The sequence below is a fragment of the Streptomyces coeruleorubidus genome (assembly GCF_008705135.1).
GTDB classification, from domain to species: domain Bacteria; phylum Actinomycetota; class Actinomycetes; order Streptomycetales; family Streptomycetaceae; genus Streptomyces; species Streptomyces coeruleofuscus.
Genome location: NZ_CP023694.1, coordinates 2,003,729 through 2,027,311, shown reverse-complemented (window position 1 = coordinate 2,027,311; position 23,583 = coordinate 2,003,729). Strand labels below are relative to the sequence as shown.

21 protein-coding genes and 1 tRNA gene are annotated in these 23,583 nt (G+C 71.6%); 10 read left to right on the top strand and 12 right to left on the bottom strand.

What is annotated here, in order from left to right; genetic code table 11:
- Positions 1–35: 35 nt before the first annotated feature.
- Genes CP976_RS09490 through CP976_RS09475 form a run of 4 tightly spaced genes read right to left on the bottom strand, consistent with a single transcriptional unit; the run spans position 36 to position 3,833 of the window.
- Complete coding sequence (locus CP976_RS09490) at positions 36–1,067, bottom strand: L-idonate 5-dehydrogenase (protein WP_150485289.1); 1,032 nt, start codon at positions 1,065–1,067, stop codon at positions 36–38.
- A gap of 20 nt (positions 1,068–1,087) precedes the next feature.
- Positions 1,088–1,852: an SDR family oxidoreductase gene (locus CP976_RS09485; RefSeq protein WP_150479934.1), complete on the bottom strand. Its 765-nt coding sequence runs from the start codon at positions 1,850–1,852 to the stop codon at positions 1,088–1,090.
- Positions 1,853–1,865: 13 nt separating this feature from the next.
- The gene (locus CP976_RS09480; RefSeq protein ID WP_150479933.1) at positions 1,866–3,263 is read right to left on the bottom strand and encodes a GntT/GntP/DsdX family permease; all 1,398 of its coding nucleotides are present in this window, start codon (positions 3,261–3,263) and stop codon (positions 1,866–1,868) included.
- A gap of 51 nt (positions 3,264–3,314) precedes the next feature.
- Positions 3,315–3,833, bottom strand: coding sequence for a gluconokinase (locus tag CP976_RS09475; RefSeq protein WP_150479932.1), 519 nt, complete (start codon positions 3,831–3,833; stop codon positions 3,315–3,317).
- A 137-nt stretch (positions 3,834–3,970) separates the two neighbouring features.
- On the opposite strand from CP976_RS09475, the gene CP976_RS09470 reads away from it, so the two are divergent.
- Positions 3,971–4,672: a FadR/GntR family transcriptional regulator gene (locus CP976_RS09470; protein WP_150479931.1), complete on the top strand. Its 702-nt coding sequence runs from the start codon at positions 3,971–3,973 to the stop codon at positions 4,670–4,672.
- Between the two features lie 6 nt (positions 4,673–4,678).
- On the opposite strand, the gene CP976_RS09465 is transcribed toward CP976_RS09470, so the two are convergent.
- The 4 genes from CP976_RS09465 to CP976_RS09450 form a co-directional block, all read right to left on the bottom strand.
- A complete protein-coding gene (locus tag CP976_RS09465; RefSeq protein WP_150479930.1) occupies positions 4,679–5,053 on the bottom strand; it encodes a YchJ family protein in 375 nt (124 codons plus the stop codon).
- A gap of 13 nt (positions 5,054–5,066) precedes the next feature.
- A complete protein-coding gene (locus CP976_RS09460) occupies positions 5,067–6,410 on the bottom strand; it encodes a M1 family metallopeptidase (RefSeq protein WP_150479929.1) in 1,344 nt (447 codons plus the stop codon).
- A 68-nt stretch (positions 6,411–6,478) separates the two neighbouring features.
- Positions 6,479–10,345, bottom strand: coding sequence for a Pls/PosA family non-ribosomal peptide synthetase (locus CP976_RS09455; RefSeq protein ID WP_150479928.1), 3,867 nt, complete (start codon positions 10,343–10,345; stop codon positions 6,479–6,481).
- A gap of 291 nt (positions 10,346–10,636) precedes the next feature.
- Positions 10,637–10,721, bottom strand: a tRNA-Leu gene (locus CP976_RS09450).
- Positions 10,722–10,916: 195 nt separating this feature from the next.
- Here CP976_RS09450 and CP976_RS09445 point away from each other — a divergent pair.
- From CP976_RS09445 to CP976_RS43255, 3 genes are all read left to right on the top strand, one after another.
- Entirely contained in the window at positions 10,917–12,242 is a 1,326-nt protein-coding gene (locus CP976_RS09445; protein ID WP_150479927.1) for a M20/M25/M40 family metallo-hydrolase, read from the top strand.
- A gap of 174 nt (positions 12,243–12,416) precedes the next feature.
- The gene (chpH, locus tag CP976_RS09440) at positions 12,417–12,650 is read left to right on the top strand and encodes a chaplin ChpH (RefSeq protein ID WP_150479926.1); all 234 of its coding nucleotides are present in this window, start codon (positions 12,417–12,419) and stop codon (positions 12,648–12,650) included.
- Between the two features lie 129 nt (positions 12,651–12,779).
- Positions 12,780–13,634, top strand: coding sequence for a chaplin family protein (locus CP976_RS43255; protein WP_150479925.1), 855 nt, complete (start codon positions 12,780–12,782; stop codon positions 13,632–13,634).
- A gap of 95 nt (positions 13,635–13,729) precedes the next feature.
- Here the strand turns inward: CP976_RS43255 and CP976_RS09430 are convergent, their stop codons facing one another.
- On the bottom strand, positions 13,730–13,918 hold the full coding sequence (locus tag CP976_RS09430) for a DUF5703 family protein (RefSeq protein WP_010045410.1): 189 nt from the start codon (positions 13,916–13,918) through the stop codon (positions 13,730–13,732).
- 47 nt (positions 13,919–13,965) lie between these two features.
- Between CP976_RS09430 and CP976_RS09425 the strand changes: the two genes are divergently transcribed.
- The gene (locus CP976_RS09425; RefSeq protein WP_150479924.1) at positions 13,966–14,676 is read left to right on the top strand and encodes a hypothetical protein; all 711 of its coding nucleotides are present in this window, start codon (positions 13,966–13,968) and stop codon (positions 14,674–14,676) included.
- Positions 14,677–14,742: 66 nt separating this feature from the next.
- Here CP976_RS09425 and CP976_RS09420 read toward each other — a convergent pair whose 3' ends face one another.
- Together CP976_RS09420 and CP976_RS09415 are read right to left on the bottom strand one after the other, a co-directional pair.
- Complete coding sequence (locus CP976_RS09420; protein ID WP_150479923.1) at positions 14,743–17,001, bottom strand: helix-hairpin-helix domain-containing protein; 2,259 nt, start codon at positions 16,999–17,001, stop codon at positions 14,743–14,745.
- Positions 16,998–17,984, bottom strand: coding sequence for an aldo/keto reductase (locus CP976_RS09415; RefSeq protein ID WP_150479922.1), 987 nt, complete (start codon positions 17,982–17,984; stop codon positions 16,998–17,000). The genes CP976_RS09420 and CP976_RS09415 overlap by 4 nt, the downstream gene beginning before the upstream one ends.
- A gap of 168 nt (positions 17,985–18,152) precedes the next feature.
- Between CP976_RS09415 and CP976_RS09410 the strand changes: the two genes are divergently transcribed.
- Positions 18,153–19,208, top strand: coding sequence for an LLM class F420-dependent oxidoreductase (locus CP976_RS09410; RefSeq protein ID WP_150479921.1), 1,056 nt, complete (start codon positions 18,153–18,155; stop codon positions 19,206–19,208).
- Positions 19,209–19,486: 278 nt separating this feature from the next.
- Positions 19,487–20,275, top strand: a complete 789-nt coding sequence (locus CP976_RS09405; RefSeq protein WP_150479920.1) for a ferritin-like domain-containing protein — start codon at positions 19,487–19,489, stop codon at positions 20,273–20,275.
- A 10-nt stretch (positions 20,276–20,285) separates the two neighbouring features.
- On the opposite strand, the gene corA is transcribed toward CP976_RS09405, so the two are convergent.
- The gene (gene corA, locus CP976_RS09400; protein WP_150479919.1) at positions 20,286–21,281 is read right to left on the bottom strand and encodes a magnesium/cobalt transporter CorA; all 996 of its coding nucleotides are present in this window, start codon (positions 21,279–21,281) and stop codon (positions 20,286–20,288) included.
- Between the two features lie 61 nt (positions 21,282–21,342).
- Here corA and CP976_RS09395 point away from each other — a divergent pair, with 61 nt between their 5' ends.
- From CP976_RS09395 to CP976_RS09385, 3 genes are all read left to right on the top strand, one after another.
- Complete coding sequence (locus tag CP976_RS09395; RefSeq protein WP_150479918.1) at positions 21,343–22,029, top strand: histidine phosphatase family protein; 687 nt, start codon at positions 21,343–21,345, stop codon at positions 22,027–22,029.
- Positions 22,030–22,107: 78 nt separating this feature from the next.
- Positions 22,108–22,698: a DUF3090 domain-containing protein gene (locus CP976_RS09390; protein WP_086839541.1), complete on the top strand. Its 591-nt coding sequence runs from the start codon at positions 22,108–22,110 to the stop codon at positions 22,696–22,698.
- The gene (locus CP976_RS09385; RefSeq protein WP_150479917.1) at positions 22,662–23,492 is read left to right on the top strand and encodes an SCO1664 family protein; all 831 of its coding nucleotides are present in this window, start codon (positions 22,662–22,664) and stop codon (positions 23,490–23,492) included. Before CP976_RS09390 ends, CP976_RS09385 begins: the two co-directional genes overlap by 37 nt.
- Positions 23,493–23,583 lie beyond the last annotated feature (91 nt).

Below are 23,583 nucleotides of genomic sequence, written 5' to 3'. Positions count from 1 at the left end.
ACGACGCACCCGCAGCCGCACGACAACGCACAGCCCTATGGCGCGGGGGCGAAATCCAACAGCACCTTGCAAGACCGACTCCGATCAGCAGCCAGGGCAAAGGCGGACTCGGCATCCCCCACAGGCACCACCGCACTCACCAGCCCGTCGAATGCCGGCTCCACCGCAAGCAGCGCCAACGCCTCATCGAACTCGGCATCGAACCGGAACGCCCCCCGCAGCTCGATCTCCCGACTCACCACCAGGTTCCCCGCAAACGCACTGCGCCCCGCCGGCAACATCCCCAACTGCACGACGACCCCGCCCCGCCGCACACGCCGCAGACACGTGTCGAGCCCCGCAGCCACTCCGGACGCCTCGATCGCGACGTCCACTTCGGAAGGCCAACCCGGGTCGTCAGGATCATCGGCCCCTACGAGAGTCCCGGCACCGGCGATCCGGGCATACTCCAGTGCCTCGGGCAACAGATCCGTGACGGTCACCCGCACCGCCCCGGCCGCCTTCGCCGCCGCGACCACGAGACACCCGATGGGCCCGGCACCGGTCACCAGGACGTGCCGCCCGGCCACGTCCCCGGCCCGCCGCACCGCGTGCAGGGCGACGGACAACGGCTCGGCGAGCGCGGCCCGGCGCAGCTCCAGACCCTCCGGCAAGGCCCGCACCTGCTCGCAGGGCACGGCCACGTGCGCCGCGAACCCTCCCTGCACATGCGGAAATCGCGCCGCACTGCCCAGGTACCGGGTGTCCCGGCAGATGTTCCGCCGACCGTCCGAGCACTCCGGACACAGCCCGCACGGCGTCGCCGGATGAACCGCGACGGCGGCACCCGGTGCCGGCCCCGACGCGCCGGCACCGTACTCGACCACCGTCCCGACAACCTCGTGCCCGAGCACCATCGGCTCCCGGAGCCGGAAGTCCCCGACCCCGCCGTGCCGCCAGTAGTGCAGATCGGACCCGCACACCCCGCCGTACCGCACGGCGACCAGCGCCTGCCCCGGCCCGGGCTCGGGAACCGGCAACTCCGCCACGCGCAGGTCACCCTGACCGTGGATCACACAACCCAGCATCACAGCCTCCCGGCAGGTGGTCACAACACGCTCGTCATACCGCCGTCGACATACAGCACCTGCCCGCTGACGAAGTCGGCCGCGGGAGAGGCGAGGAACAGCACCCCGCCCACCAGGTCCTGGGTGCGGCCCCAGCGGCCGGCCGGGGTGCGCCTCCGCACCCAGGCACTGAACTCCTCGTCCTCGACCAGCGGCCGCGTCAGCTCCGTCTCGATGTAGCCCGGGCCGAGCCCGTTGACCTGCACACCGCTCGGGCCCCAGTCCGCGCACATGCCCTTGGTGAGCATCTTCAGCGCGCCCTTGGTGGCGGCGTACGGCGCGATCCCGGGCCGTGCCACCTCGCTCTGCAACGAGCAGATGTTGATGATCTTGCCGTGGCCGCGTTCCGTCATCCGGCGCGCCGCCTCCCGGCCGACCAGGAAGGCACTGGTCAGGTTGGTGTCCAGGATCCGGTGCCAGTCGGAGTCGGTGAACTCCAGCAGCGGGGCGCGCAGTTGCATGCCCGCGTTGTTGACGAGGATGTCGAGCGGGCCCACCCGCTCCTCGACCTCGGCGACCCCCGAGGCCACCGATGATCCGTCCGTCACGTCGAACGCCGCCGTGTGCACCCGGTCGCCGGGCAACCCGGCGGCGGCCTCGGCGAGCCGGTCCTTGTCGCGTCCGTTCAGGACGACCGTGCAGCCGGCCTCCGCCAAGCCACGGGCGAGCGCGAGTCCGATGCCCCGGCTGGAGCCGGTCACCAGGGCCGTACGGCCGCTGATGTCGAAGAGAGGGTGAGCCGTCATGGCCGTGGCACTCCTAGATCACGAGGGACAACAGCAGGACGATGCCGCCGGCGACCACCGAGATGATCGTCTCCATGACGGACCAGGTCTTGATGTTCTGGCCGACACTCAGCCCGAAGTACTCCTTCACCATCCAGAACCCGGCGTCGTTCACATGGCTGAAGAACAGCGAGCCGGCGCCGATGGCGAGGACCAGCAGGGCCGCGTGCGTGGTCGACATGTCGGCCGCGAGCGGGGCGACCAGACCGGCCGCCGAGACCGTCGCCACCGTCGCCGAACCGGTCGCCAGCCGGATCGCCACCGCGATCAGCCAGGCCAGCAGCAGCGCGGGAATCGACCAGTCCTCGGAGATGTCCAGGACCATCTGGCCCACCCCGGTGTCGATCAGCGTCTGCTTGAAGCCGCCGCCCGCGCCGACGATCAGCAGGATGCCCGCGATCGGCGCGAGGCTCTTCTCGACGAGCGGCGAGATGCGCTCCTTGGAGAACCCGGCGGGCCGCAGCAGCGTGAAGATGCCGACCAGCACGGAGGCGAGCAGCGCGATCATCGGGGCGCCGATCACGTCGAAGACGCGCTGGACCGGGTTCTCCGGGTCGTCCACGACGATGTCGACCAGCGCCTTGGCGAGCATGAGGATCACCGGCAGCAGGACCGTGAACAGCGTGGCGCCAAATCCGGGACGCTTCTCCAGGTCCTCCGAAGCGCGCTGCGGAATCATGCGGTCCGGGGCGGGGACGTCCACCCAGCGGGCCGCGTACCGCGAGAACAGCGGGCCGGCGATGATCACCGTGGGTATGGCGACGAGGACACCGAGCGCCAGCGTCACCCCGAGGTCGGCCTTGACGGCGTCGATCGCGACCAGCGGACCGGGGTGCGGCGGCACCAGGCCGTGCATCACGGACAGGCCGGCGAGCGCCGGGATGCCGATGCGCATCAGCGAGTAGTTGCCGCGCTTGGCGACCATCAGCACCACCGGGATCAGCAGCACGATGCCGACCTCGAAGAACAGCGGCAGTCCGATCACCGAGGCGATGAGCACCATCGCCCACGGCATCGACCGCCCGCCGGCCTTCGCGAGGATGGTGTCGACGATCTGGTCGGCGCCCCCGGAGTCGGCGAGCATCTTGCCGAGCATCGCACCGAGGGCGATCAGCACGCCGACGCCTGCGACCGTGGTGCCGAGGCCGGTGCTGAAGCTGGTGAGGACCTTGTCCAGCGGCGCCCCGGCGATCGCGCCGAGCGCCAGCGACCCGATGGTCAGCGCCAGGAACGCGTGCAGCTTGGACTTGGTGATGAGCAGGACGATGACGGCGATGCCCGCCAGGACGGCGATGCCCAGCTGAGCGTGGCCGGCCGAGGTGATCGGCTCGGGTGCGTCCGCTGCCAGCATCTCGACGCTGAGTCTGGTCACGGGTGGGTTCCCTTGCGTTGGAGGGGACTGGGGGAGGGGGAAGGTCAGGGGTTACTGGACGGGCTCGGGGAGGTCTTCCAGGGCGAGTGCCGCCCGCTCGGTGATCTCCTCCGGGCCGCCCGAGACGTCCACGTCGACCCCGGCCTCGTCCGCCTGGAGCGGCTGGAGCGTGGCGAACTGGGAGTCGAGCAGCGCCGTGGGCATGAAGTGCCCCTGCCGGTGCGACATCCGGTCCTCGATGAGCGCGCGGTCACCCGTGAGGTGCACGAAGACCACGCCGGGCGCGGCGGCCCGCAGCCGGTCGCGGTACGACCGCTTCAGCGCCGAGCAGCTGACCACCCCGCCGAGGCCTGCCCGCCCGTGCGCCCACTCGCCGATGGCGTCCAGCCAGGGCCGGCGGTCCTCGTCGGTGAGCGGGGTACCGGCCGACATCTTGGCGATGTTGGCCTGCGGGTGGAAGTCGTCGCCCTCGGCGTACGGAACGCCGAGCCGGGCCGCGAGCAGGGGACCGATGGTGGTCTTGCCGGTGCCGGCGACGCCCATGACCACGACGACGTGGGGGGTGTTCATCGCTGCCTCACTGTCTGCTGTCTCCGTCGACACGTGATGTCGACGCAACTGAAACCCATTAGGTACGACAAATTCAAGAGGTCGTGATGAATAAGTCTGACTTTTTGTCTCCGTGATCTACCCCGTACGCTGAGTGCATGACCACACCGGGCCGGGGGCTGCACGGCCATGTTCTGGACACCCTCGGCCCCGAGATCACAGCGGGCGAATACCCGCCGGGCAGTGTTCTGCGCACGGACGAGCTCGCCCAGCGTTTCGACGTGTCACGCTCGGTGATGCGCGAGGCGGTCCGCGTTCTGGAGTCCATGCACCTGGTCGAGTCCCGCCGCCGCGTGGGCGTGACCGTACGCCCGACGTCGGAGTGGAACGTCTACGACCCGCAGGTCATCCGCTGGCGCCTGGCCGGCAAGGACCGTGCCCGGCAGCTGCGCTCCCTCACGGTGCTGCGCTCGGCGATCGAACCGGTCGCCGCGGGCCTCGCCGCCCGGCACGCCACAGCCGACCAGTGCGCCGAACTCACCCAGTGCGCCCTCGGCATGGTCGCCAACTCACGCGGTCACAAACTGGAGGAGTACCTCGTCCACGACATGGCCTTCCACCGCGTCGTCCTGGACGCCTCCGGCAACGAGATGTTCGCCCGCCTCGGCGATGTCGTCGCCGAGGTCCTGGCCGGCCGCACGCACCACGACGTGATGTTCGAGGACCCAGACCCGGCCGCCGTCACCCTGCACGTCCAGGTCGCCGAGGCGGTCCGCGCGGGCGACGCGGTCCGCGCGGAGGAACTGACCCGAGAGATCACGGTCGGCGCCCTCCAGGAACTCGACATCCTGGCGCCGTAGCGCCCGCTACGGCAGAAACTCCCCGTCGACGTACACCCAGGCCCCGTCGACCCGCTCGAACCGGCTCCTCTCGTGCAGCGAGCCGCCCCGGTACGACGCCCGGAACTCCACGGTCCCGGAGGAGTGGAACGCCGACCCGTCACTCGTGTCCAGGATCTCCAGCCCGGTCCACCGCATCCCCGGGTCCAGCTCCAGCGTCCCGGGCCGCGTCCGCGGATGCCACGTCCGCAGCAGATACGCGACGTCGCCCTTCACGAAGGCGCAGTACCGCGACCGCATCAGCGCCTCGGCGGTCGGTGCGGCGGTGGTTCCGGAGTGGTAGCGGCCGCAGCAGTCGCCGTAGGCCTCCGGGAGGCCGCAGGGGCAGGAACGCATGGTCATACCGGTCATTGTCCTAGACGGCCGCACCCGTCCCGGACGAGGGCAGCGGCGGCAGCGCCGTCCCGTACACCCATGCGTCGAACAGCTCGTCCAGCGGCTCGTCCGCGAACCGCGCCACATGCGCGGTGAAGGCCGCCGTGGTCACCGCCCCGCCCCGGTGCAGGCCCGCCCACCCGCGCAGCATGCGGAAGAACGCGTCGTCGCCGAGGGCGCACCGCACCGCGTGCAGGGTGAGCCCGCCGCGCTGGTAGAGACGGTCGTCGAACATCGACTTCCGCCCCGGATCGGCGAGCCGGAGGTCCTGCGGCAGCGCGGACAGCGACCGGTGTGCGGCGGCGGCCAGTTGCTGGGCACCGCGGCCTCCCGAGCGCTCCGACCAAAGCCACTCGGCGTACTTCGCGAACCCCTCGTTCAGCCAGATCTGCCGCCAGTCGGCGATGGACACGCTGTTGCCGAACCACTGGTGCGCCAGCTCGTGCGCGACCAGCCGCTCCGAACCCCGCGCCCCGTCCACATGGTTGGACCCGAACAGCGACAACCCCTGCGCCTCGACGGGGACGTCGAGCTCCTCCTCGGTCACGACGACCGCGTACTCGTCGAACGGGTACGGCCCGAACAATTCCTGGAACAGCTCCATCATCGCGGGCTGCCGTGCGAAGTCCCGGGAGAATTGGGGGAGCAGGTGCGCCGGAATGTGCCCGTGCTGCGGCACCCCGCCCGGGCCCGGGTCGCCCAGCAGTACGGTCTGGTACTTCCCGATCGACAGCCCCACCAGATAGCTGGAGGTCGGCGCCGCCTGCTCGTACACCCAGGTGGTCGTCGAGGCCTTCGTCGTGCGGGTGAGCAGACGTCCACCGGCCACCACCGCGTAGGCCGACGGCGTCGTGACCGAGATCTGGTACGAAGCCTTGTCGGCGGGCCGGTCGTTGCACGGGTACCACGACGGCGCCCCGACCGGCTGGCTCGCCACCAGCGCCCCGTCCTCCAACTCCTCCCAGCCGAGGCCGCCCCAGGGGCTGCTCACCGGCCGGGGGTTCCCCGACCACTGCACCTCGACGGTGAACGCGGCACCGGTGCGCAGCGGCTTCGGGGGGCGGACGCGCAGCTTGCCGCCCCGGTGCGTGTAGTGCGCCGCACGGCCGTCGACCCGCACCCGGCCCACCCGGAAATCAGCGAGGTTCAGCTGGAACTCGGTGAGCTGGCCACGGCCCGCGATGGCATTGATCCGCGCCGTTCCCGACAGCCGGTTCGGCGCGGGGCGGTAATCCAGCGTGAGCTCGTACCGGTGCACCCGGTACCGGCGGTCACCGTTGCCCGGGAAGTACGGGTCCTGACCCACTGACTGCTGAACCGCCACTGTTGCGTCCGCTCCCTGCACTGCGCTCGTACGACGTCCGTCGGCCCCCGGCCCCGCGGGGGTCCCGCCTAGCGACGCCATGCCTCGATCGGGTTGCCCAGCCAGCGCGTGTCGTCGGGCACGGACTCCGCGGCCATCACCAGGGACGCCGGACCCAGCGTGGTGCGGGCCCCGACGGCGCTGCCTGGCAGGACGATCCCGCCCGGGCCCAGAGTGGCGCCCTCACGGAGGACCACAGTATCCGTCCGCAAGATCCGGTCGTGGAAGAGGTGGGTCTGGAGCACACAGCCCCGGTTCACGGTCGCCCCCTCGCCGAGCGTCACCAGGTCGGTCTCCGGCAGCCAGTAGCTCTCCACCCACACGCCCCGGCCGATCCGGGCACCGAGCCCACGCAGCCACAGCGTCATCAGCGGCGTACCGGGCACGCGCCCGGCCAGCCACGGCACCGCCACCACCTCGACGAACGTGTCGGCCAGCTCGTTGCGCCACACGAAGGAGCTCCACAGCGGGTGCTCACCACTGCGGTGCCGCCCCACGAGCAGCCACTTGGCGACCACGGACAGAGCACATCCCGCAGCCCCCACCGCCAGCAGCACGACCCCGGCCAACGGCCACGCCCAGCCACCCAGCGAGCTCAGCGCCGCCACCGTCAGCGCCGCCAGCGCGGCCGAGCACAGCACCGGAACGATCCGGCACAACTCCACCAGGCCTCGCGCCCACAGCAGCCGAGCGGGCGGCTCGTACGTCCGGCTCTGGTCGCCGCCGCCCGCGTTGCGCGGCAGCTTCACCGGCGGCAGCCCCAGGTACGAGCTGCCCTTCTTCGCCTTCTTCGGCGTCGCCGACAGCACCCCGACCAGCCCGCCGTCCGGCACGCTGCGCCCCGGCGCGGTCATCCCCGAGTTCCCGAGGAACGCCCGGCGCCCGATCTGCGCGCGCCCGATCCGCATCCAGCCGCCGCCCAGCTCGTACGGCGCGGTCAGCGTGTCGTCCGCGAGGAACGCGCCGTCGCCCACCGTGGTCAGGCTGGGCAGCGCGAGCACCGTCGACACCTCCGCGCCCCGCCCGATCCGCATCCCGAGCAGCCGCAGCCACACCGGCGTGACCAGCCCTGCGTACAGCGGGAACAGCATCTCCCGGGACTGGTCCATCAGTTGCGTGACCGTCCAGGCCTGCCAGCCGACCCTGCTGTGCGTCGGGTGCGTGCCCTCGCGCAGCCGGAGGCTCAGCAGCCGTACGGCGACGAGCAGCAGCAGCGCGTACACCGCGCCGAAGACCAGGGTCGCCGGAACCAGCGCGAGCGCCGCGCCCCGCAGCGCCTCACCGAGCCCGGCGCCGGGCGCCACGAACAGGCTGACGGTGAGGAGCGCGGCGAGTCCGGCGAGAAGGGGCAGAGCGCTCAGCCCGAACCCGGAGATGCCGTACATCGCCCGCCAGAACACGCCCTTCTCCGGCCGCTCCTTGGGCCAGTTCCGCTTGGCCTTGCCGAGCTTCACGGCGGGCGCCCCGGCCCAGCGCTGCCCGGTGGGCACCTGCCCGGCGACGGCGGAACCGGGCGCGACCTCGGCCCGCTTGCCCACGCGCGCACCCGGGAACAGCATGCTGCGCGTCCCGACCACCGCACCGGCACCCACCTTGACCGGCCCGATCTCCAGCCGGTCACCGTCCAGCCAGTAGCCCGACAGGTCCACCTCGGACTCCACGGCGGCACCCCGCCCGAGCTTGAGCATCCCGGTCACCGGCGGCAGCGAGTGCAGATCCACGTCGGACCCGACCCGGGCGCCGAGAGCCCGGGCGTACCGCTCCAGCCAGGAACCGGTGAGCGAGGCCGCGCCACTGAACTCGGCGAGCCGCTCGGCCGTCCACAGCCGCAGATGCACACTCCCGCCGCGTGCGTAGCGACCCGGCGTCACCCCGCGCAGCAACAGCCGAGCCCCACCGGCGGCGATGGCCAGCCGTCCCGGCGGACTGAAGAACAGCAACGCCCCGGCACCCACGACCCACCAGGGAGCACTCGGCAGCCAGGAGTACGCCCCCAGCACGTTCCCGAGGGCGGCCAGCGGCACCATCCAGCGCAGCCCGAGCAGTGTGAACAGCGGAAGGAGCAGCAGCAGTTGCAGCACCCCGGCCCGCGCCGGCACCGGCTCGACCACCCGCCGGGAGCCGTCGCCCTGCGCGGACTCCTCCAGGTGCCGGGCCAGCTTGCGCAGCGTCGGATGCTGGTAGAGGTCCAGCACCGCCGCGCTCGGGTAGCGGGTGCGCAGCTTCGTCGTGAGCTGGGCGGCGGCCAGGCTGCTCCCGCCGATGGCGAAGAAGTCGTCCGAGGCGCTGCCCACCGGGATGCCGAGCACCTCGCCCCACTGCTCCGCGAGCCACGCCTCGGTCCCGTACAGCTCCTCGGCGGGGCCACCGCTGACCAGGCCCTCCAGCGGCCACGGCAGCGCGTTCCGGTCGACCTTGCCGGACGTACGGGTGGGCAGCTCGTCGACCGGTGCGAGCAGCGGCACGAGAGCGGCGGGCAGTTCGGCACGCAGCTTCTCGACGGCGGCGGCCTGATCCCACCCTTCCTGGATGACGACGTACCCGACGAGGAGCTGATTCCCGCTGCGAGCGGTACGCACGGCGGCGGCCGCGCCGGCCACACCGGGAAGCGCCTGCAAGGCGGCGTCCACCTCACCGAGCTCGATCCGCCGCCCCCCGAGCTTGATCTGCTCGTCGGCCCGCCCGAGGAAGACCAGCCCCTCCGGCTCGGCCTTCACCAGGTCCCCGCTGCGGTACGCGCGTTCCCAGCCGAGCGACTCCAAGGGCGCGTACTTCTCCGCGTCCTTCTCGTCGTCGAGATACCGGGCGAGCCCGACCCCGCCGATCACGAGCTGACCGCTGCCGCCCATCGGCACGAGCTCCCCGGCCTCGTCCACGACGGCCAGTTCCCAGCCGTCCAGCGGCAGCCCGATCCGGATCGGCTCCGCGCCGCTCATCAGCGACGCGCACGCCACGACGGTGGCTTCGGTCGGCCCGTAGGTGTTCCACACCTCGCGCCCCTCCGTCACCAGCCGCTGCGCAAGCTCGGGCGGGCACGCCTCACCGCCGAAGATCAGCAGCCGTACGTCGTTGAGGGTCTCGGGCTCCCACAGCGCGGCGAGCGTCGGCACGGTGGACACGACCGTGATCTCCTGCTCGACCAGCCAGGGCCCGAGATCGGCGCCGCTGCGCACCTGCGAGCGCGGCACGGGCACCAGACAGGCCCCGTACCGCCAGGCCAGCCACATCTCCTCGCAGGACGCGTCGAAGGCCACGGACAGCCCGGCCATGACCCGGTCACCCGGCCCGATCGGCTCCTCGGTGAGGAACAACCCGGCCTCGGCGTCCACGAAGGCGGCGGCACTGCGATGGCTCACGGCGACGCCCTTGGGGTTCCCGGTGGAGCCGGAGGTGAAGATGATCCACGCGTCGTGCCCGGCACCGGGCCGGGCGGCGGTGTGACCGGCGGCACCTTGGACGGTCAGCTCGTGACCGGCCCCGACGACCGCCCGCACCCCGGCCTCGCCGAAGACCAGATCGGCCCGCTCGTCGGGGTCTTCGGCGTCCACGGGTACGTACGCGGCACCGGCGGCCAGCACCGCGAGGATGGCCACGTACAGGTCGTTGGTGCCCGAAGGGACCCGGACACCGACGCGGTCCCCGAGCCCGACGTCCACGGCGGCCAGCCGCTGCCGCAGGCGCTCCACCTCGACCGCCAGCGCGCGGTAGGTGAGCAGCCGGTGACCGTCGTCGAGCGCGGGCTCGTCGGGGTACGAACGTACGGACGCCTCGAAGATGTCGACCAGGGTGCGGGGGGAGGCCGCCGGACCGGCGGAGAAACGGGCCACGTCGCTCGGGGCTGTGCTCAGCTCCCGGTCCAGCACGGTGAGGTCAGGGCTGTCGTGCAGGGCGGCCATCGGATCCTCGAGTCTCGAACCCGGACCATCCGGGGCGCCGGTGGGCCCGCAGGTCTGCCTGGGGATGTTCCGTTCCGGTGCGAACAAGCCCAATACTCTAGTGGTCGGGTGACTTCGCCCTGTCATGTCCGCCACTCGCAGGCAAACGCGAGACACCCGGGAGGTCCGGCGCCCCGGCTCCCACCTGTGCTTCTGCCGGCCTGGCGAGATGTCGCCCACATTCCCCCGGTGGGAGGCCTTCCTCCCCGGAAACGACGAAAAGCCCCTCGACGAGAGGGGCTTTTCGATCTGTGTCCGAGGGGGGACTTGAACCCCCACGCCCGATAAAGGGCACTAGCACCTCAAGCTAGCGCGTCTGCCATTCCGCCACCCGGACAAGGTGTCTGTCGCGCGGGTTCTCCCCGTGGCGACGACGTAAACATTACCAGGCTCTCAGGGGTGGCCGATCACCCCCCGCCCGCACCCGGCCGGGCGTGAACGGCGTGTGACGGGCCGGGACCGGTCTTGGGGTGCGGGCCGGGGAGAGGGAGTATGAGGGGGACCCACCAGCAGTGACACCGGGAGGAAGCACGTGAGCGAGACGGACACGGCCAGGAACGTCACCGGCGAGGACGAGGTCGTGGACCTCTGCCGCGAGCTGATCCAGATCGACACCAGCAACTACGGCGACCACTCGGGTCCGGGCGAGCGCAAGGCGGCGGAGTACGTCGCCGAGAAGCTCGCCGAGGTGGGGCTCGAACCGCAGATCTTCGAGTCGCACCCGGGGCGCGCCTCCACGGTGGCCCGGATCGAGGGCGAGGACCGGTCCCGGCCCGCGCTCCTCATCCACGGCCACACGGACGTCGTGCCGGCCAACGCGGACGACTGGACCCATCACCCCTTCTCCGGCGAGATCGCCGACGGCTGCGTGTGGGGCCGCGGTGCCGTCGACATGAAGGACATGGACGCGATGACTCTCGCGGTCGTCCGGGACCGGATGCGCAGCGGGCGCAAGCCTCCGCGCGACATCGTCCTCGCGTTCCTCGCGGACGAGGAGGCGGGCGGCACGTACGGGGCCCGCTACCTCGTCGACAACCACCGGGACCTCTTCGAGGGCGTCACCGAGGCGATCAGCGAGGTGGGCGGATTCTCCTTCACGGTGAGCGAGGAGCGGCGGCTGTACCTGATCCAGACGGCCGAGAAGGGCATGCACTGGATGAAGCTGACCGTGGCCGGCACGGCCGGGCACGGGTCGATGATCCACCGGGACAACGCGATCACCGAGCTGTCGGAGGCCGTCGCGCGGCTGGGGCGGCACACGTTCCCGGTGCGGGTCACCAAGACCACCCGCGCCTTCCTCGACGAGCTCGGTGACGCGCTCGGCATCGAGCTCGACCCGGAGGACATGGAGTCGACCCTCGTGAGGCTCGGCGGCATCGCCAAGTTCATCGGCGCGACGCTGAGCAACACGGCCAACCCCACGCAGCTCGGTGCCGGCTACAAGGTCAACGTCATCCCGGGCGAGGCGACCGCCCACGTCGACGGACGGTTCCTGCCCGGGCACGAGGACGAGTTCCTCGCCGACCTCGACCGCATCCTCGGCCCCAAGGTGCGGCGCGAGGACATCCACGCGGACAAGGCCGTCGAGACCACCTTCGACGGGGCGCTCGTGGAGGCGATGCAGTCCTCGCTGCTGGCCGAGGACCCGACCGCCAAGGCGATCCCCTACATGCTCTCCGGCGGGACGGACGCGAAGTCCTTCGACGACCTGGGCATCCGGGGCTTCGGCTTCGCGCCGCTGAAGCTGCCGCCCGAGCTGGACTTCGCCGGCATGTTCCACGGCGTGGACGAGCGGGTGCCGGTGGAGGGCCTCAAGTTCGGCGCGCGGGTGCTCGACCGGTTCATCGGCGCGTCCTGAAACATCTTCATACGAGCGTCCTGAAACAGCCCATACGAAACAGCGCTATTCGGTCGGATGTGCGAGATCGACTGGGAAGGGTGAATGCGACCATAAGCTCGTAGCCTCATTACTCCCTCCTCGTTACAGGTAATGCGATCGCAAGATAGGTCGCTTTGCCAACTAGGAGGAATAATGATCAAGAAGGTCGTCGCTGCTGCGGCTGCCACCGGTGGTCTGGTTCTCGCGAGCGCGGGCCTGGCCGTCGCCGACTCGGGTGCCCAGGGTGCTGCCGTGCACTCCCCGGGCGTCCTGTCCGGCAACGTTGTTCAGGTGCCCGTTCACGTCCCGGTGAACGTCTGCGGCAACACGGTCTCCGTGATCGGGCTGCTGAACCCCGCCTTCGGCAACACCTGCGTCAACAAGTGACGCTCCCCCTTCTTTGAGGGGAGTTCTGAGCCATCGGTCCCGGAGTGCATGCCATGCACTCCGGGACCGAACGCTTCTTTCGAGGAATTCGAGAAGAATTCGAGACAGGCCGAAGGCAGGTATTCAGGAATGCGACAGGTCACCCGCAAGGGTCTGATGACCGTGGCGGCCGCGACCGGCGTGATCGCCGCCGCGGGCGGCTCCGCTCACGCCGACTCGGGCGCGCAGGGCTCCAGTTCGGGCTCGCCCGGCGTGCTGTCCGGGAACACGGTGCAAGCGCCGGTGCACGCGCCGGTCAACGTCTGCGGGAACACGGTCAATGTGATCGGTATCCTCAACCCGTCGGTGGGCAACTCGTGCGCCAACCAGGGCGGAGGATCGTCGTCGGGGGGATACGGCGATTCAGGCGGTCACGGCGGCTCGCACGCCGGCGGCCATGCCGGTGACTCGCCGGGCATCGGCTCGGGCAACCACGTCGAGGCGCCGATCCACGTGCCGGTGAACGTCTGCGGCAACAGCGTCGACGTCGTCGGCGTGGGCAACTCCAGCACGGGCAACGACTGCGCGAACGGCGGCTCCGGCGGGCACCACGGCAACCCGCCCGGCGGCGGCAACGAAAACCCGGGGCAGCCGGGCGATCCCGGAAACCCGGGTGATCCCGGGAACCCGGGCCACCCCGGAAACCCGGGTGACCCCGGGAACCCGGGCCACCCCGGAAACCCCGGTGATCCGGGCGACCCCGGCACCCCCGGTAACCCTGGCGACCCCGGCTCCCCGGGCGCGACGCCCGGCGCGGACAGCGAGACGCCGGGCGGCTCCTCGCACGGCAACCAGCCGGGCGGCCAGTTCGTCACCCAGCCCAAGGGCGACGCGCAGCTCGCCAGCACCGGCAGCGACCTGCCGCTCGGCCTCGCCCTGCCGGCCGGCGCCGGCGCGCTGCTGGCGGGCTCGATCCTCTACCGCAAGGCGCGCACCTCGGCCTGACAGCCCCGGACAGGCCAGACAGCCCCCGGAAAACGGAGCGGGCCCCGTCGATGCGGGGCCCGCTCCCGTGTGACTTCTCCAGTGCCCGTCTCAGCTCACCACGTGGCCCGCACCTGACGGATGATCCGCCGGCGCAACCGCACCTTGCGGCTGCCGTCGCGCAGCAGGCTCAGACGGTGCAACTCCCAGTGTCCGTACTCGGCATGGTCCGTCAGCAGACGTGCCGTCTCCTTGCGGGAGACCCCGCGCGGTACGTACACGTCGACAAATTCGTATTCCGGCATCGCATCTATTGTGCGGGCTGGGGCCTGGTACGGATAGCGTCTGCACTATGTCTGATGCTGCGCAGCCCACCGCTGCAGAGGTACGCGCCGCCGCCGAGGCGGTCAAGACCGCGCTCGACCGCCACCTGGCCGCGGTCGAACGCAGGTCGGGGGAGGACGACCCGGCCGTCTACGAGGCGTTCAACCAGCTGGCCGCGGCCGCAGAGGTGTACGACGAACTGCTCTACGACCGTTATGACGAGGTCACACCCTTCGAGATCCCCGGTACGGAGGACGCGCTGCCCCCGTACACCGGGCCCGAGGAACCGAACGCGCTGAGCGTACTGATCCGCCGCGACTACGCGGTGGGGGAGCCGCAGCGGCTGCTCGCGCAGGCGCAGCGGATCGAGTCGGCGGACGGCGAGAACGGCCCGGCCGCCTCCGGGACGATCCATGGTGCGCTCGGCCTCCTCTTCGGCGAGTTCGAACCCGACGAGATCGCCTCCCGGCACAAGGAGTTCGGACTGGAGGAGGGCGACTCCACCCTGTGGGTGACGGCGGCGGAGGAGCCGGCCGACCCCGGCGAGTGGCTGGAGGCGCCGTTCGAGCAGGTCGATCCGCAGAGCGTCGTCTGCCGCTTCGACGTCAGTGCCGTCTTCGACGACGAGATCGGCATCGACGACGACGATGACGACGACGCGGAGGAGCTGGAGGAGGACCTCGACACCGATCTGGACGAGGACGAGGACCTGGAGCCGCTGGACGCGGACCGCCGCTGAGCGCACGCGTCGGCCACCCGACGGCGGTGGTCACGGGGGACGGCCCCGTGACCACCGCCGTCGTCGTCAGCCGCTGATCTGCGGAGCGAGCAGCACCGGAAGCCGGGTCGTGCGGGGCTTCGCCGGAACCTCGGCCACGGCCCTGGCCAACGCCTTTTCCACACCGTGCACGACGGACAGATGGCGGTCGGCCCGCCCGAACGCCGTGTACACCCACGGCCGGCTGAGGGCCTGCGCGGCATCGCCGGGCAGCACCACGACCACCGCGGGCCACCGGCTCCCGACAGCCTGGTGCGCGGTGAGCGCCCAGCCGTGCCGCACGGACTGCTCCACCCGCTCCTTCGGTACGACGACGTCCTCGCCCTCGCACGACAGGTGCAGCCCCTCGGCATCCGCCTTCACCACGCGGCCCGGCAGCGCACGGCCCGGCACGGGGGAGTGGACGATCCGGTCACCGGGGTCGAAGCCGCCGAAGCGGCCCGGACCCGGATTGAGCCGCTCCTTCAACGCCGCGTTGAGCGCGCGCGTGCCGACGGCGCCGCCGTGCCCCGGTGTGATCACCTGCGTCTCCTCGGCCGGAACGCCGATCGCCCGCGGCACCGAGTCCACGACGAGCTGCACCGTGCGGTGCACGGCCTCGCCCGCGTCCCGCACCGGCACGATCACGACCTCCTTGCCGGGGGCCTCGACCTGGTTCAGCTCGCCGATGCCGATACCGGAGACCAGCTCGCCCAGCGGCCCGGGATCCGGCTGCCGCGAGGCGACCTGCGGGCAGATCCGCGCCGCGAGCAGATCCGCGAACACCCTGCCCGGACTCACGGACCACAGCACGCCCGGGTCCCCGGCCAGCACCAGCCGCGCCCCGTCGGGCAGCGACTCCGTCAGCAGCGCGGCCGTCTCGACATCCAGCTGCGGCGCGTCGAGCACGACCAGCAGATCCAGATCCAGCGCCCCGTCGGCGTCCCGGCCAGGTCCTTCGGCACCGGAGAGCAGTCCGGCGACGGTGGCGACGGGGGAGCGGTCACCGGGTGACCGAGTGTCGGTGGACGGGGTGCCGGAACCGGTCTCGGACCGGTGCAGCAGGGCCGCGAAGCGGGTGCGGCCGATCGGGCCGTGGGTGGCGGCCCAGGCGCGCAGGCCGAGGGTGTGCGCGGCGGTCAGCAGTGCCGCGGGCTCGGTCAGGGAGGCCTCGCCGCCGGTGTGCAGGACCAGGCCATGGGCGGCGACCGCACGGAGCAGCTCACCCGTCGAACCCTGGGCCGCGGCGGCGGCCCGCTCCCAGTCCTCGGCCGAACCGTCCTGCTTGGGCGCCGAGTTCACGAGCCGGGCCAGGCCGTCGGCCAGGCTCTCCTCCGCGAGCGCGTACCGCTCGAGGCCGACCAGGACACGGACCGGACGCTCCTCGTCCTCCTCCGTGCCCTCCTCCTCGGTCCGGGCCGGCGCGGCACCGGTGTCCTCCAGGGCGTCCTGGAAGACCAGGGCATCACCCTCCGCGATCGCGTCCTGCACGGCGCTGTCGGGGTCCGGCACGCCCCGCTGGGCCAGGGCCGCGAGGAGCGCCGGCATCTCCAGGGCGGTGTGCCCGGCCAGCGCCGCCTGTTCGAGGAGCCAGACGGTGACGGCCCGGCCCCGCCGCTCGTCGTCCGGACCGCACTCGGCGCCGAGCAGGGCCCGCGCGAACCCGTCGGCCTGCTCGGGCCGCACGGCGGCGACCCGCAACAACTGCCAGGGGTCCGCGCGCAGCAGTTCGTCCGCGCCCTCGCCCAGTGCCGCGGCCACCTGCGGCGCGAGCGCCTCGGGAGCACCGCCCGCGCCGAGCACCTGCCGTACGGCCTGCACCGCCGACGGTGCGGGAGCCGTCGACGCGGCGACGGACTCGGCGGCCACCGGCTGCGGCCGTCGTACCGGCTCCGGGGCGGAGCGCCGGGGGGCGGGCTCCGGGTCTTCGAAGACCGTGGCGACCGGCTTCTCGCCGCTCTCCACGGCCCGTACGGCCGCGAGCAGATCGGCGGCCTTGCCGCTCAGCTTGGTGCCGGCCTCGATCGGCGTCTTCTTCTCGGCCTTGCGCTGCTCGATACGCTCCCGCTCGGCGCGCTGGGCCCGCAGCTCGGCCTCGGCCGCGGACAGCTCACCGGAAGCGGCCGCGTCCCCTTCGGTCCCCTCGGCTGCGGGTGCCTCACCCGAAGGGGTTGCCTCACCTTCGGTCACCTCGGCCTCGGGCACCTCACCGGAACCGGCCGCGTCCTCCTCGGCGGCCCCGGTCTGCGCACCACCGGTCGGCGTCCCCGGCTCGGCGTCCTCCGTGGTCTCCGGCTCCGTGCTCACAGCGTGCTCCAGTCGTGATCGGGATAGCGGTGCACGGGCGCCGACACGTCGTCGAGCGCCCGGCAGATCTCGTCAGGAAGACTAAGGGTCTCCACTGACAATGCCGCCGTGAGCTGCTGCGCGTTGCGCGCGCCGACGACCGGCGCGGTCACCCCCGGCCGGTCGCGGACCCAGGCCAGCGCCACCTGGAGCGGCGTCACCGCGAGACCGTCGGCCGCGGTCGTCACGGCGTCCACGATGCGCCTCGCCGTGTCGTCCAGATAGGGCGCGACGAACGGCGCGAGGTGCTCCGAGGCACCGCGCGAGTCCGGCGGCGTCGTGTCGCCCCGGTACTTGCCCGTGAGCACCCCGCGCCCCAGCGGCGAGGACGGCAGCAGCCCGATGCCCAGGTCCAGCGCCGCAGGCAGCACCTCGCGCTCGACGCCCCGCTGGAGCAGCGAGTACTCCAGCTGCGTGGCCGCCAGCCGGGTCCGGGTGCCGGGGGCCGCCAGCTGCCAGGTCGCGGCCTTGGCCAGCTGCCAGCCGCAGAAGTTGGAGACGGCGGCGTAGCGGGCACGCCCGCTCGCGACCGCGAGGTCGAGGGCGTGGAGGGTCTCCTCCAGCGGGGTGTCCGGGTCGAAGGCGTGCACGTGCCACAGGTCGACGTAGTCGGTGCCGAGCCGGGAGAGCGAGGCGTCCAGCGCGGAGAGCAGATGGCCGCGGGAGGTGTCGAAGCGGCGGTCGGGGTCCGGCACGCTGCCGGCCTTGGTCGAGATGACCAGGTCCCGGCGGGCCACCAGGCCGTCCATGAGCCTGCCGAGCAGGTACTCGGCCTCTCCGTCGCCGTACACGTCCGCGGTGTCGACGAGGGTCCCGCCCGCTTCCCAGAACGTCTTCATCAGGTCCGCGGCGTCGTGCTCGTCGGTGCCCCGTCCCCAGGTCAGGGTGCCGAGCCCGATCCGGGACACACGCAGGCCGGTGCGGCCGAGATGCCTCTGCTCCATGAACGCCGAGATTACTGGCCAGAGCCTTCCGTGTGGGGGGCTGTGGACGGCCGATTTCCGGGGGCCGGCCGCGAGTTGTCCGGCACGACCGCCCACGGCTAGGCCCCCACCGAGCCGCGCGCTAAGGTCTCCGCACGTGCACGTTACTGATCGGTAAGGGGATTCGGCATGCAGCTCGGTATCAACCTCGGCTACTGGGGTGCCGGAATGGACGCGGACAATCTGGCCGTCGCCCAGGAGGCCGACCGGCTCGGATACGCCGTCTGCTGGGCCGCCGAGGCCTACGGCTCCGACGCCGCCACCGTACTGACCTGGGTCGCCGCCCAGACCGAACGCATCGACGTCGGCTCCGCCATCTTCCAGATCCCGGCCCGCCAGCCCGCGATGACCGCCATGACGGCGGCCACCCTCGACTCGCTCTCCGGCGGCCGCTTCCGCCTCGGCCTCGGCGTCTCCGGCCCGCAGGTCTCCGAGGGCTGGTACGGCGTCAAGTTCGACAAGCCGCTGGCACGCACGCGTGAGTACGTCGAGATCGTCCGCAAGGCCATGACGCGCGAGCGCCTGTCCTACGAGGGGCAGCACTGGACGCTCCCCCTGCCCGGCGGCCCGGGCAAGCCCATCAAGCTGACCGTGCACCCGCAGCGCGAGCACATCCCGCTGTACATCGCCGCGATCGGCCCGAAGAACCTGGAGCAGACCGGCGAGATCGCCGACGGGGCGCTCCTCATCTTCCCGTCGGCCGACCACCTCGAGGAAACCACGATCAAGTACCTCCGCGCCGGGCGCGAGAAGGCCGGCAAGACGCTCGACGGGTTCGACGTCTGCCCGACCGTCCCGCTCGCCGTCGGTGACGACAAGGACGTCGCCGCGCTCGCCGACACCTTCCGCCCCTACACCGCGCTGTACGTCGGCGGCATGGGAAGCCCCAAGCAGAACTTCTACAACCAGCTCGCCCAGCGCATGGGGTACGAGAAGGAGGCCGCCGAGATCCAGGGCAAGTACCTGTCCGGCGACAAGCAGGGCGCCGCGGCCGCCGTACCGCACGAGCTGATCGACAAGACCACGCTGCTCGGTTCCGTCGACCGGATCGCGGACCGGATGAAGGCCTACGCGGAGGCCGGCGTCACCACCCTGAGCCTCGCCCCGGCGGGCTTCACGCTCGACGAGCGGCTCGCGTCCCTCCGCGCCGGCACGCAGGCCCTGGAGCGCGCCGGGCTCGCCTGACCCGGCGGAGTTGTCTGCGGCCGTGGTGGGGGCTCGGGGGTCTTCCCCGCCACGGCCGTCACGCGGAACAACGCCGTGCGCCCCCCGGCGGTTACGCCGGGATCCGCCTCGCTCCGGTGGCACGACCGCCCGCGGCGATGCCGGTCTTGCGTGTCCTCCATTCGGCGGACTTGTCCGACGTACCTGTTGCACCACCTGCCACCCCGCACTTGACTCGTTCTCGGCGGAATCCTGCGGAGTCACGCAGCACGCGCACGAGCGCGGGAGAGGTGCTCACCATGCTTTCGGCCAAGAGTGTGTTCCAGGAGATCCTCGCCAACGACGAGTCCTTCGCCCTGTTCTGCTCCATCGCCGCGAGCGGTGAGTCCCAGGGAGGCTGGGAGAACGCCCGGATCGCCGCGCTCGTCCCCGACAGCGAGCGGGAACTCGCCCCCAAGATCACCCGGCACGGCGCCGACGAGGACAAGCACGGCCGGATCTTCAACGCCCTGATGAAGAAGCGCGGCCTCGACCCCGTCCCGGTCCCGCCGGAGACCGACTACACCATGCTCCTGGAGAAGAACGGCATCGGCCTCGCGCACGAGCACCTCAAGCGCGACGAGCGGCTCACGGTCCAGGACATCGTCACGTACCTCTCGCACAGCAGGGTCACCGAACAGCGCGCCTCCGAGCAGATGGACCTGCTCCGCAAGTACTTCGCCGACGACCCCGACATCGGCCGGGCGGTCCGGCAGATCTCCGACGACGAGGACAACCACCTCGCCTACTGCCACGAGGAACTGCTGCGCTTCGCCCACGCGGGCCACGGCCGGGTCATCCAGCGGACCCTGCGCGAGTGCGCGCTGGCCGAGATCCGGATCTACCGGGACGTCAGCCTCGCGGTCATGGCGAACATGGGCCGCATCCTCGGCTGGTCCAGGCCCAAGTCGGCGGTGCTCGCGGCGGGCATCCACGCGATGTACGCGTACGAACGGCTGGGCGGCTGGCGCCGGATGGTGTCGCTGAGGATGCCCGAGCGCCGCGACGCCCTCGGCGGACCCGCGTCCGCGGCACCCGAGTTCGCCTGACAGGCCCGGTCTACAACCAGCCCCGGCGCTTGAACAGCCGGAACACCAGCACCTCGAGAACCGCCATCACCACGATCAGCACCGGGTAGGACCACTCCCAGCGCAGCTCGGGCATGTGCTCGAAGTTCATGCCGTAGATCCCCGCGATCATCGTCGGGATCGCGGCCATGGCCGCCCACGCGGAGATCTTCCGCATGTCGTCGTTCTGCCGGACGCTCATCTGCGCCAGATGCGCGGAGAGGATGTCCGACACCAGCCGGTCCAGGTTCTCCACGGACTCGTTCACGCGCGTGAGGTGGTCGCTCACGTCCCGGAAGAACGGCCGCGCCCGGTCGTCCACGAACGGCACCGCCACACCGGACGGCGCCGTGCCCGCCAGCCGGCTCATCGGCAGGGCCAGCGGCCCGGTCGCCCGGCGGAACTCCAGGACCTGCCGTTTGAAGTTGTAGATCCGGGACGCGGTGTGCCGCGAGCCGCCGTCGTCCGGGGAGAAGACCTCCGCCTCCAGCCCCTCCAGGTCGGCCTGCAGCTCCATCGCGACGTCCAGGTAGTGGTCGACGGCGGCGTCGGCGACCGCGTAGAGCACGGAGGTGGGGCCGTTGCCCAGCAGCTCCGGCTCGTGCTCCAGCCGCTGCCGTACGGCCTTGAGCGGGCCGCCCTCGCCGTGCCGGACGGTCACGACGAACGAGTCGCCCAGGAAGATCATGAGCTCGCCGGCCGAGACGGTGTCGCTCTGCGGCTCGTACGTCACCGGCTTGAGCACCACGAAGAGCGAGTCGTCGTACACCTCCAGCTTGGGCCGCTGGTGGGCCTTGAGGGCGTCCTCGACGGCCAGTGGGTGCAGCCCGAACTCCTGGGTCACATGGTCGAATTCGCGCTCCGTCGGCTCGTGCAGCCCGATCCACACGAAACCGCCCGCCGCACGGGCCTCACCCAGGGCGTCGGAGAAGTCCTCCGGCCCCTCCGACCGATGTCCGTCGCGGTAGATGGCACAGTCGACGATCACGAAGAGACTCTCCCGTCACTCGAAGGACACCGTACGCGCGCGTGCGCCTACGCTGGACCGCATGCCCACGTTGATCCTGGTCCGGCACGGACGTTCCACCGCCAACACCGAGGGACTGCTCGCCGGCTGGACGCCCGGTGTCGCCCTCGACGAACGCGGCGCGGCACAGGCCGCCGCGCTGCCCGGGCGGCTCGCCGAGCTGCCCCTCGCCGAGATCGTCACCAGCCCGCTCCAGCGCTGTCAGGAGACGCTCCGGCCCTTGCTCCAGGCCCGGCCGGAACTCGCCCCGCACACCGACGAGCGCATCGGCGAGTGCCACTACGGCGACTGGTCGGGACGCAAGCTCGACGAGCTGAAGGACCAGCCCCTGATGGAGGTCGTGCAGGCGCACCCCTCCGCGGCGGCGTTCCCCGGCGGGGAGTCGATGCGGGCCATGCAGACACGCGCCGCCGAGGCCGTACGCGAGTGGAACGCGCGCGTGGAGCGCGACCACGGCGCCGACGCCGTCTACCTCATGTGCTCGCACGGCGACATCATCAAGTCGCTCGTCGCGGACGCACTCGGACTTCATCTGGACCTCTTCCAGCGGATTTCCGTTGAACCGTGTTCCATCACCGCGATCCGCTACACACGACTGCGGCCGTTTCTCGTCCGCCTCGGCGACACGGGCGACTTCACGTCCCTGGTGCCGCGCGAGGAACCGCCGGGCGACGAGGCCCCCGTCGGGGGTGGTGCGGGCGCACCGTGATCGTCGGCCGCAGTAGGGTGAAGCGGTCGCAGCAGTGCCGTGGCCACACGGCCCCCACGATTCCAATGGAGACAGGACGTGTCCCGTCAGGTGTTCCTCTACGACCATCCGGAGCGTTTCGTGGCCGGCACGGTCGGACTGCCCGGGCGCCGTTCGTTCTTCCTCCAGGCCACCGCCGGCTCCCGGGTGACCAGCGTGGCCCTGGAGAAGACCCAGGTCGCCGCACTCGCCGAACGCATGGACGAACTGCTCGACGAGGTCGTACGCCGTAGCGGAGGCAGCGCCGCCGTCCCCGCCGTCGCACCGTCGGAGATCACCGACACCGCTCCGCTGGACACCCCCATCGAGGAGGAGTTCCGGGTCGGCACCATGGCGCTCGCCTGGGACGGTGAGGAGCAGCTGATGATCGTCGAGGCGCAGGCGCTCGTCGAGCTCGACGCCGACACCGAGGAGGACCTCGCCGAGGCCGAGGAACGGCTGCTCCAGGACGAGGAGAACGGGCCCCCGATGCTGCGGGTACGGCTCACCGGAGCGCAGGCGAGGGCCTTCGCCAAGCGCGCCCTCGACATCGTCAACGCCGGGCGGCCGCCGTGCCCGCTGTGCAGCCTCCCGCTCGACCCGGAAGGACACGTATGTCCGCGCCAGAACGGATACCGCCGCGGAGCGTGACACCTCCTCCCGACGCCGACGAACTGCTCGCCCGGGGCGAACTCACCGTGCGCGGACGCATCCGTGAGGCGTCCAACGCGGCCCTGTACTGCACGGTGTCCCACGACGGCCGGGACGCCGCCTGCATCTACAAGCCGGTCGCCGGGGAGAGGCCCCTGTGGGACTTCCCCGACGGGACGCTCGCCCAGCGCGAGGTCGCCGCGTACGAGGTCTCCGAGGCGACCGGCTGGGGCCTGGTCCCGCCCACGGTGCTGCGCGACGGCCCCTACGGAGAGGGCATGTGCCAGCTCTGGGTCGAGGCGGCGCCGGAGGCGGAGCTGCTCGCGCTGGTCGACGGTGAGGAACCGGAGCCGGGCTGGAAGGCGATCGGCTTCGCCGAGGTCGGCGAGGGCCGCACCGCGCTCCTCGTGCACGCGGACGACGAGCGGCTGCGGCGGCTCGCGGTGCTGGACGCCGTGCTCAACAACGCCGACCGCAAGGGCGGGCACCTGCTGCCCACCGGCGAGGGGCGGCTGTACGGGATCGACCACGGGGTCACCTTCAACGTCGAGAACAAGTTGCGGACCCTGCTGTGGGGGTGGGCGGGGGAGACCCTCACGCGGGAGGCCGTCGACGTCCTCGAAGGCCTCAGGAAGGACCTGGAGGAGGGCGGTGTCCTCGCCGCCCGGCTCCAGCCGCTGATCACCGGCGCGGAGATCGACGCCACACGCGCGCGGGTCGGCGCGCTGCTCGCCTCGGGGAAGCATCCGGAGCCGAGCGGGGAGTGGCCTGCGATCCCCTGGCCACCCGTGTAGCAGCACAGCCGCCGGTTCGCCGCAAGAGCGCCTTCTCGGCCGTCCGGCCGCTCCCATTCGTATATGGAACTTCAGTCCGGTTAGGCTCAAG

What these genes read in the sequence shown, in the direction of transcription:
- CP976_RS09475 (WP_150479932.1), bottom strand. Translation starts at nt 3,833, where the DNA reads ATGAACACCCCCCACGTCGTCGTGGTCATGGGCGTCGCCGGCACCGGC.
- CP976_RS09470 (WP_150479931.1), top strand. Translation starts at nt 3,971, where the DNA reads ATGACCACACCGGGCCGGGGGCTGCACGGCCATGTTCTGGACACCCTC.
- CP976_RS43255 (WP_150479925.1), top strand. Translation starts at nt 12,780, where the DNA reads ATGCGACAGGTCACCCGCAAGGGTCTGATGACCGTGGCGGCCGCGACC.
- CP976_RS09490 (WP_150485289.1), bottom strand. Translation starts at nt 1,067, where the DNA reads ATGCTGGGTTGTGTGATCCACGGTCAGGGTGACCTGCGCGTGGCGGAG.
- CP976_RS09455 (WP_150479928.1), bottom strand. Translation starts at nt 10,345, where the DNA reads ATGGCCGCCCTGCACGACAGCCCTGACCTCACCGTGCTGGACCGGGAG.
- CP976_RS09425 (WP_150479924.1), top strand. Translation starts at nt 13,966, where the DNA reads ATGTCTGATGCTGCGCAGCCCACCGCTGCAGAGGTACGCGCCGCCGCC.
- CP976_RS09465 (WP_150479930.1), bottom strand. Translation starts at nt 5,053, where the DNA reads ATGACCATGCGTTCCTGCCCCTGCGGCCTCCCGGAGGCCTACGGCGAC.
- CP976_RS09410 (WP_150479921.1), top strand. Translation starts at nt 18,153, where the DNA reads ATGCAGCTCGGTATCAACCTCGGCTACTGGGGTGCCGGAATGGACGCG.
- chpH (WP_150479926.1), top strand. Translation starts at nt 12,417, where the DNA reads ATGATCAAGAAGGTCGTCGCTGCTGCGGCTGCCACCGGTGGTCTGGTT.
- CP976_RS09485 (WP_150479934.1), bottom strand. Translation starts at nt 1,852, where the DNA reads ATGACGGCTCACCCTCTCTTCGACATCAGCGGCCGTACGGCCCTGGTG.
- CP976_RS09395 (WP_150479918.1), top strand. Translation starts at nt 21,343, where the DNA reads ATGCCCACGTTGATCCTGGTCCGGCACGGACGTTCCACCGCCAACACC.
- CP976_RS09405 (WP_150479920.1), top strand. Translation starts at nt 19,487, where the DNA reads ATGCTTTCGGCCAAGAGTGTGTTCCAGGAGATCCTCGCCAACGACGAG.
- CP976_RS09415 (WP_150479922.1), bottom strand. Translation starts at nt 17,984, where the DNA reads ATGGAGCAGAGGCATCTCGGCCGCACCGGCCTGCGTGTGTCCCGGATC.
- CP976_RS09385 (WP_150479917.1), top strand. Translation starts at nt 22,662, where the DNA reads ATGTCCGCGCCAGAACGGATACCGCCGCGGAGCGTGACACCTCCTCCC.
- CP976_RS09430 (WP_010045410.1), bottom strand. Translation starts at nt 13,918, where the DNA reads ATGCCGGAATACGAATTTGTCGACGTGTACGTACCGCGCGGGGTCTCC.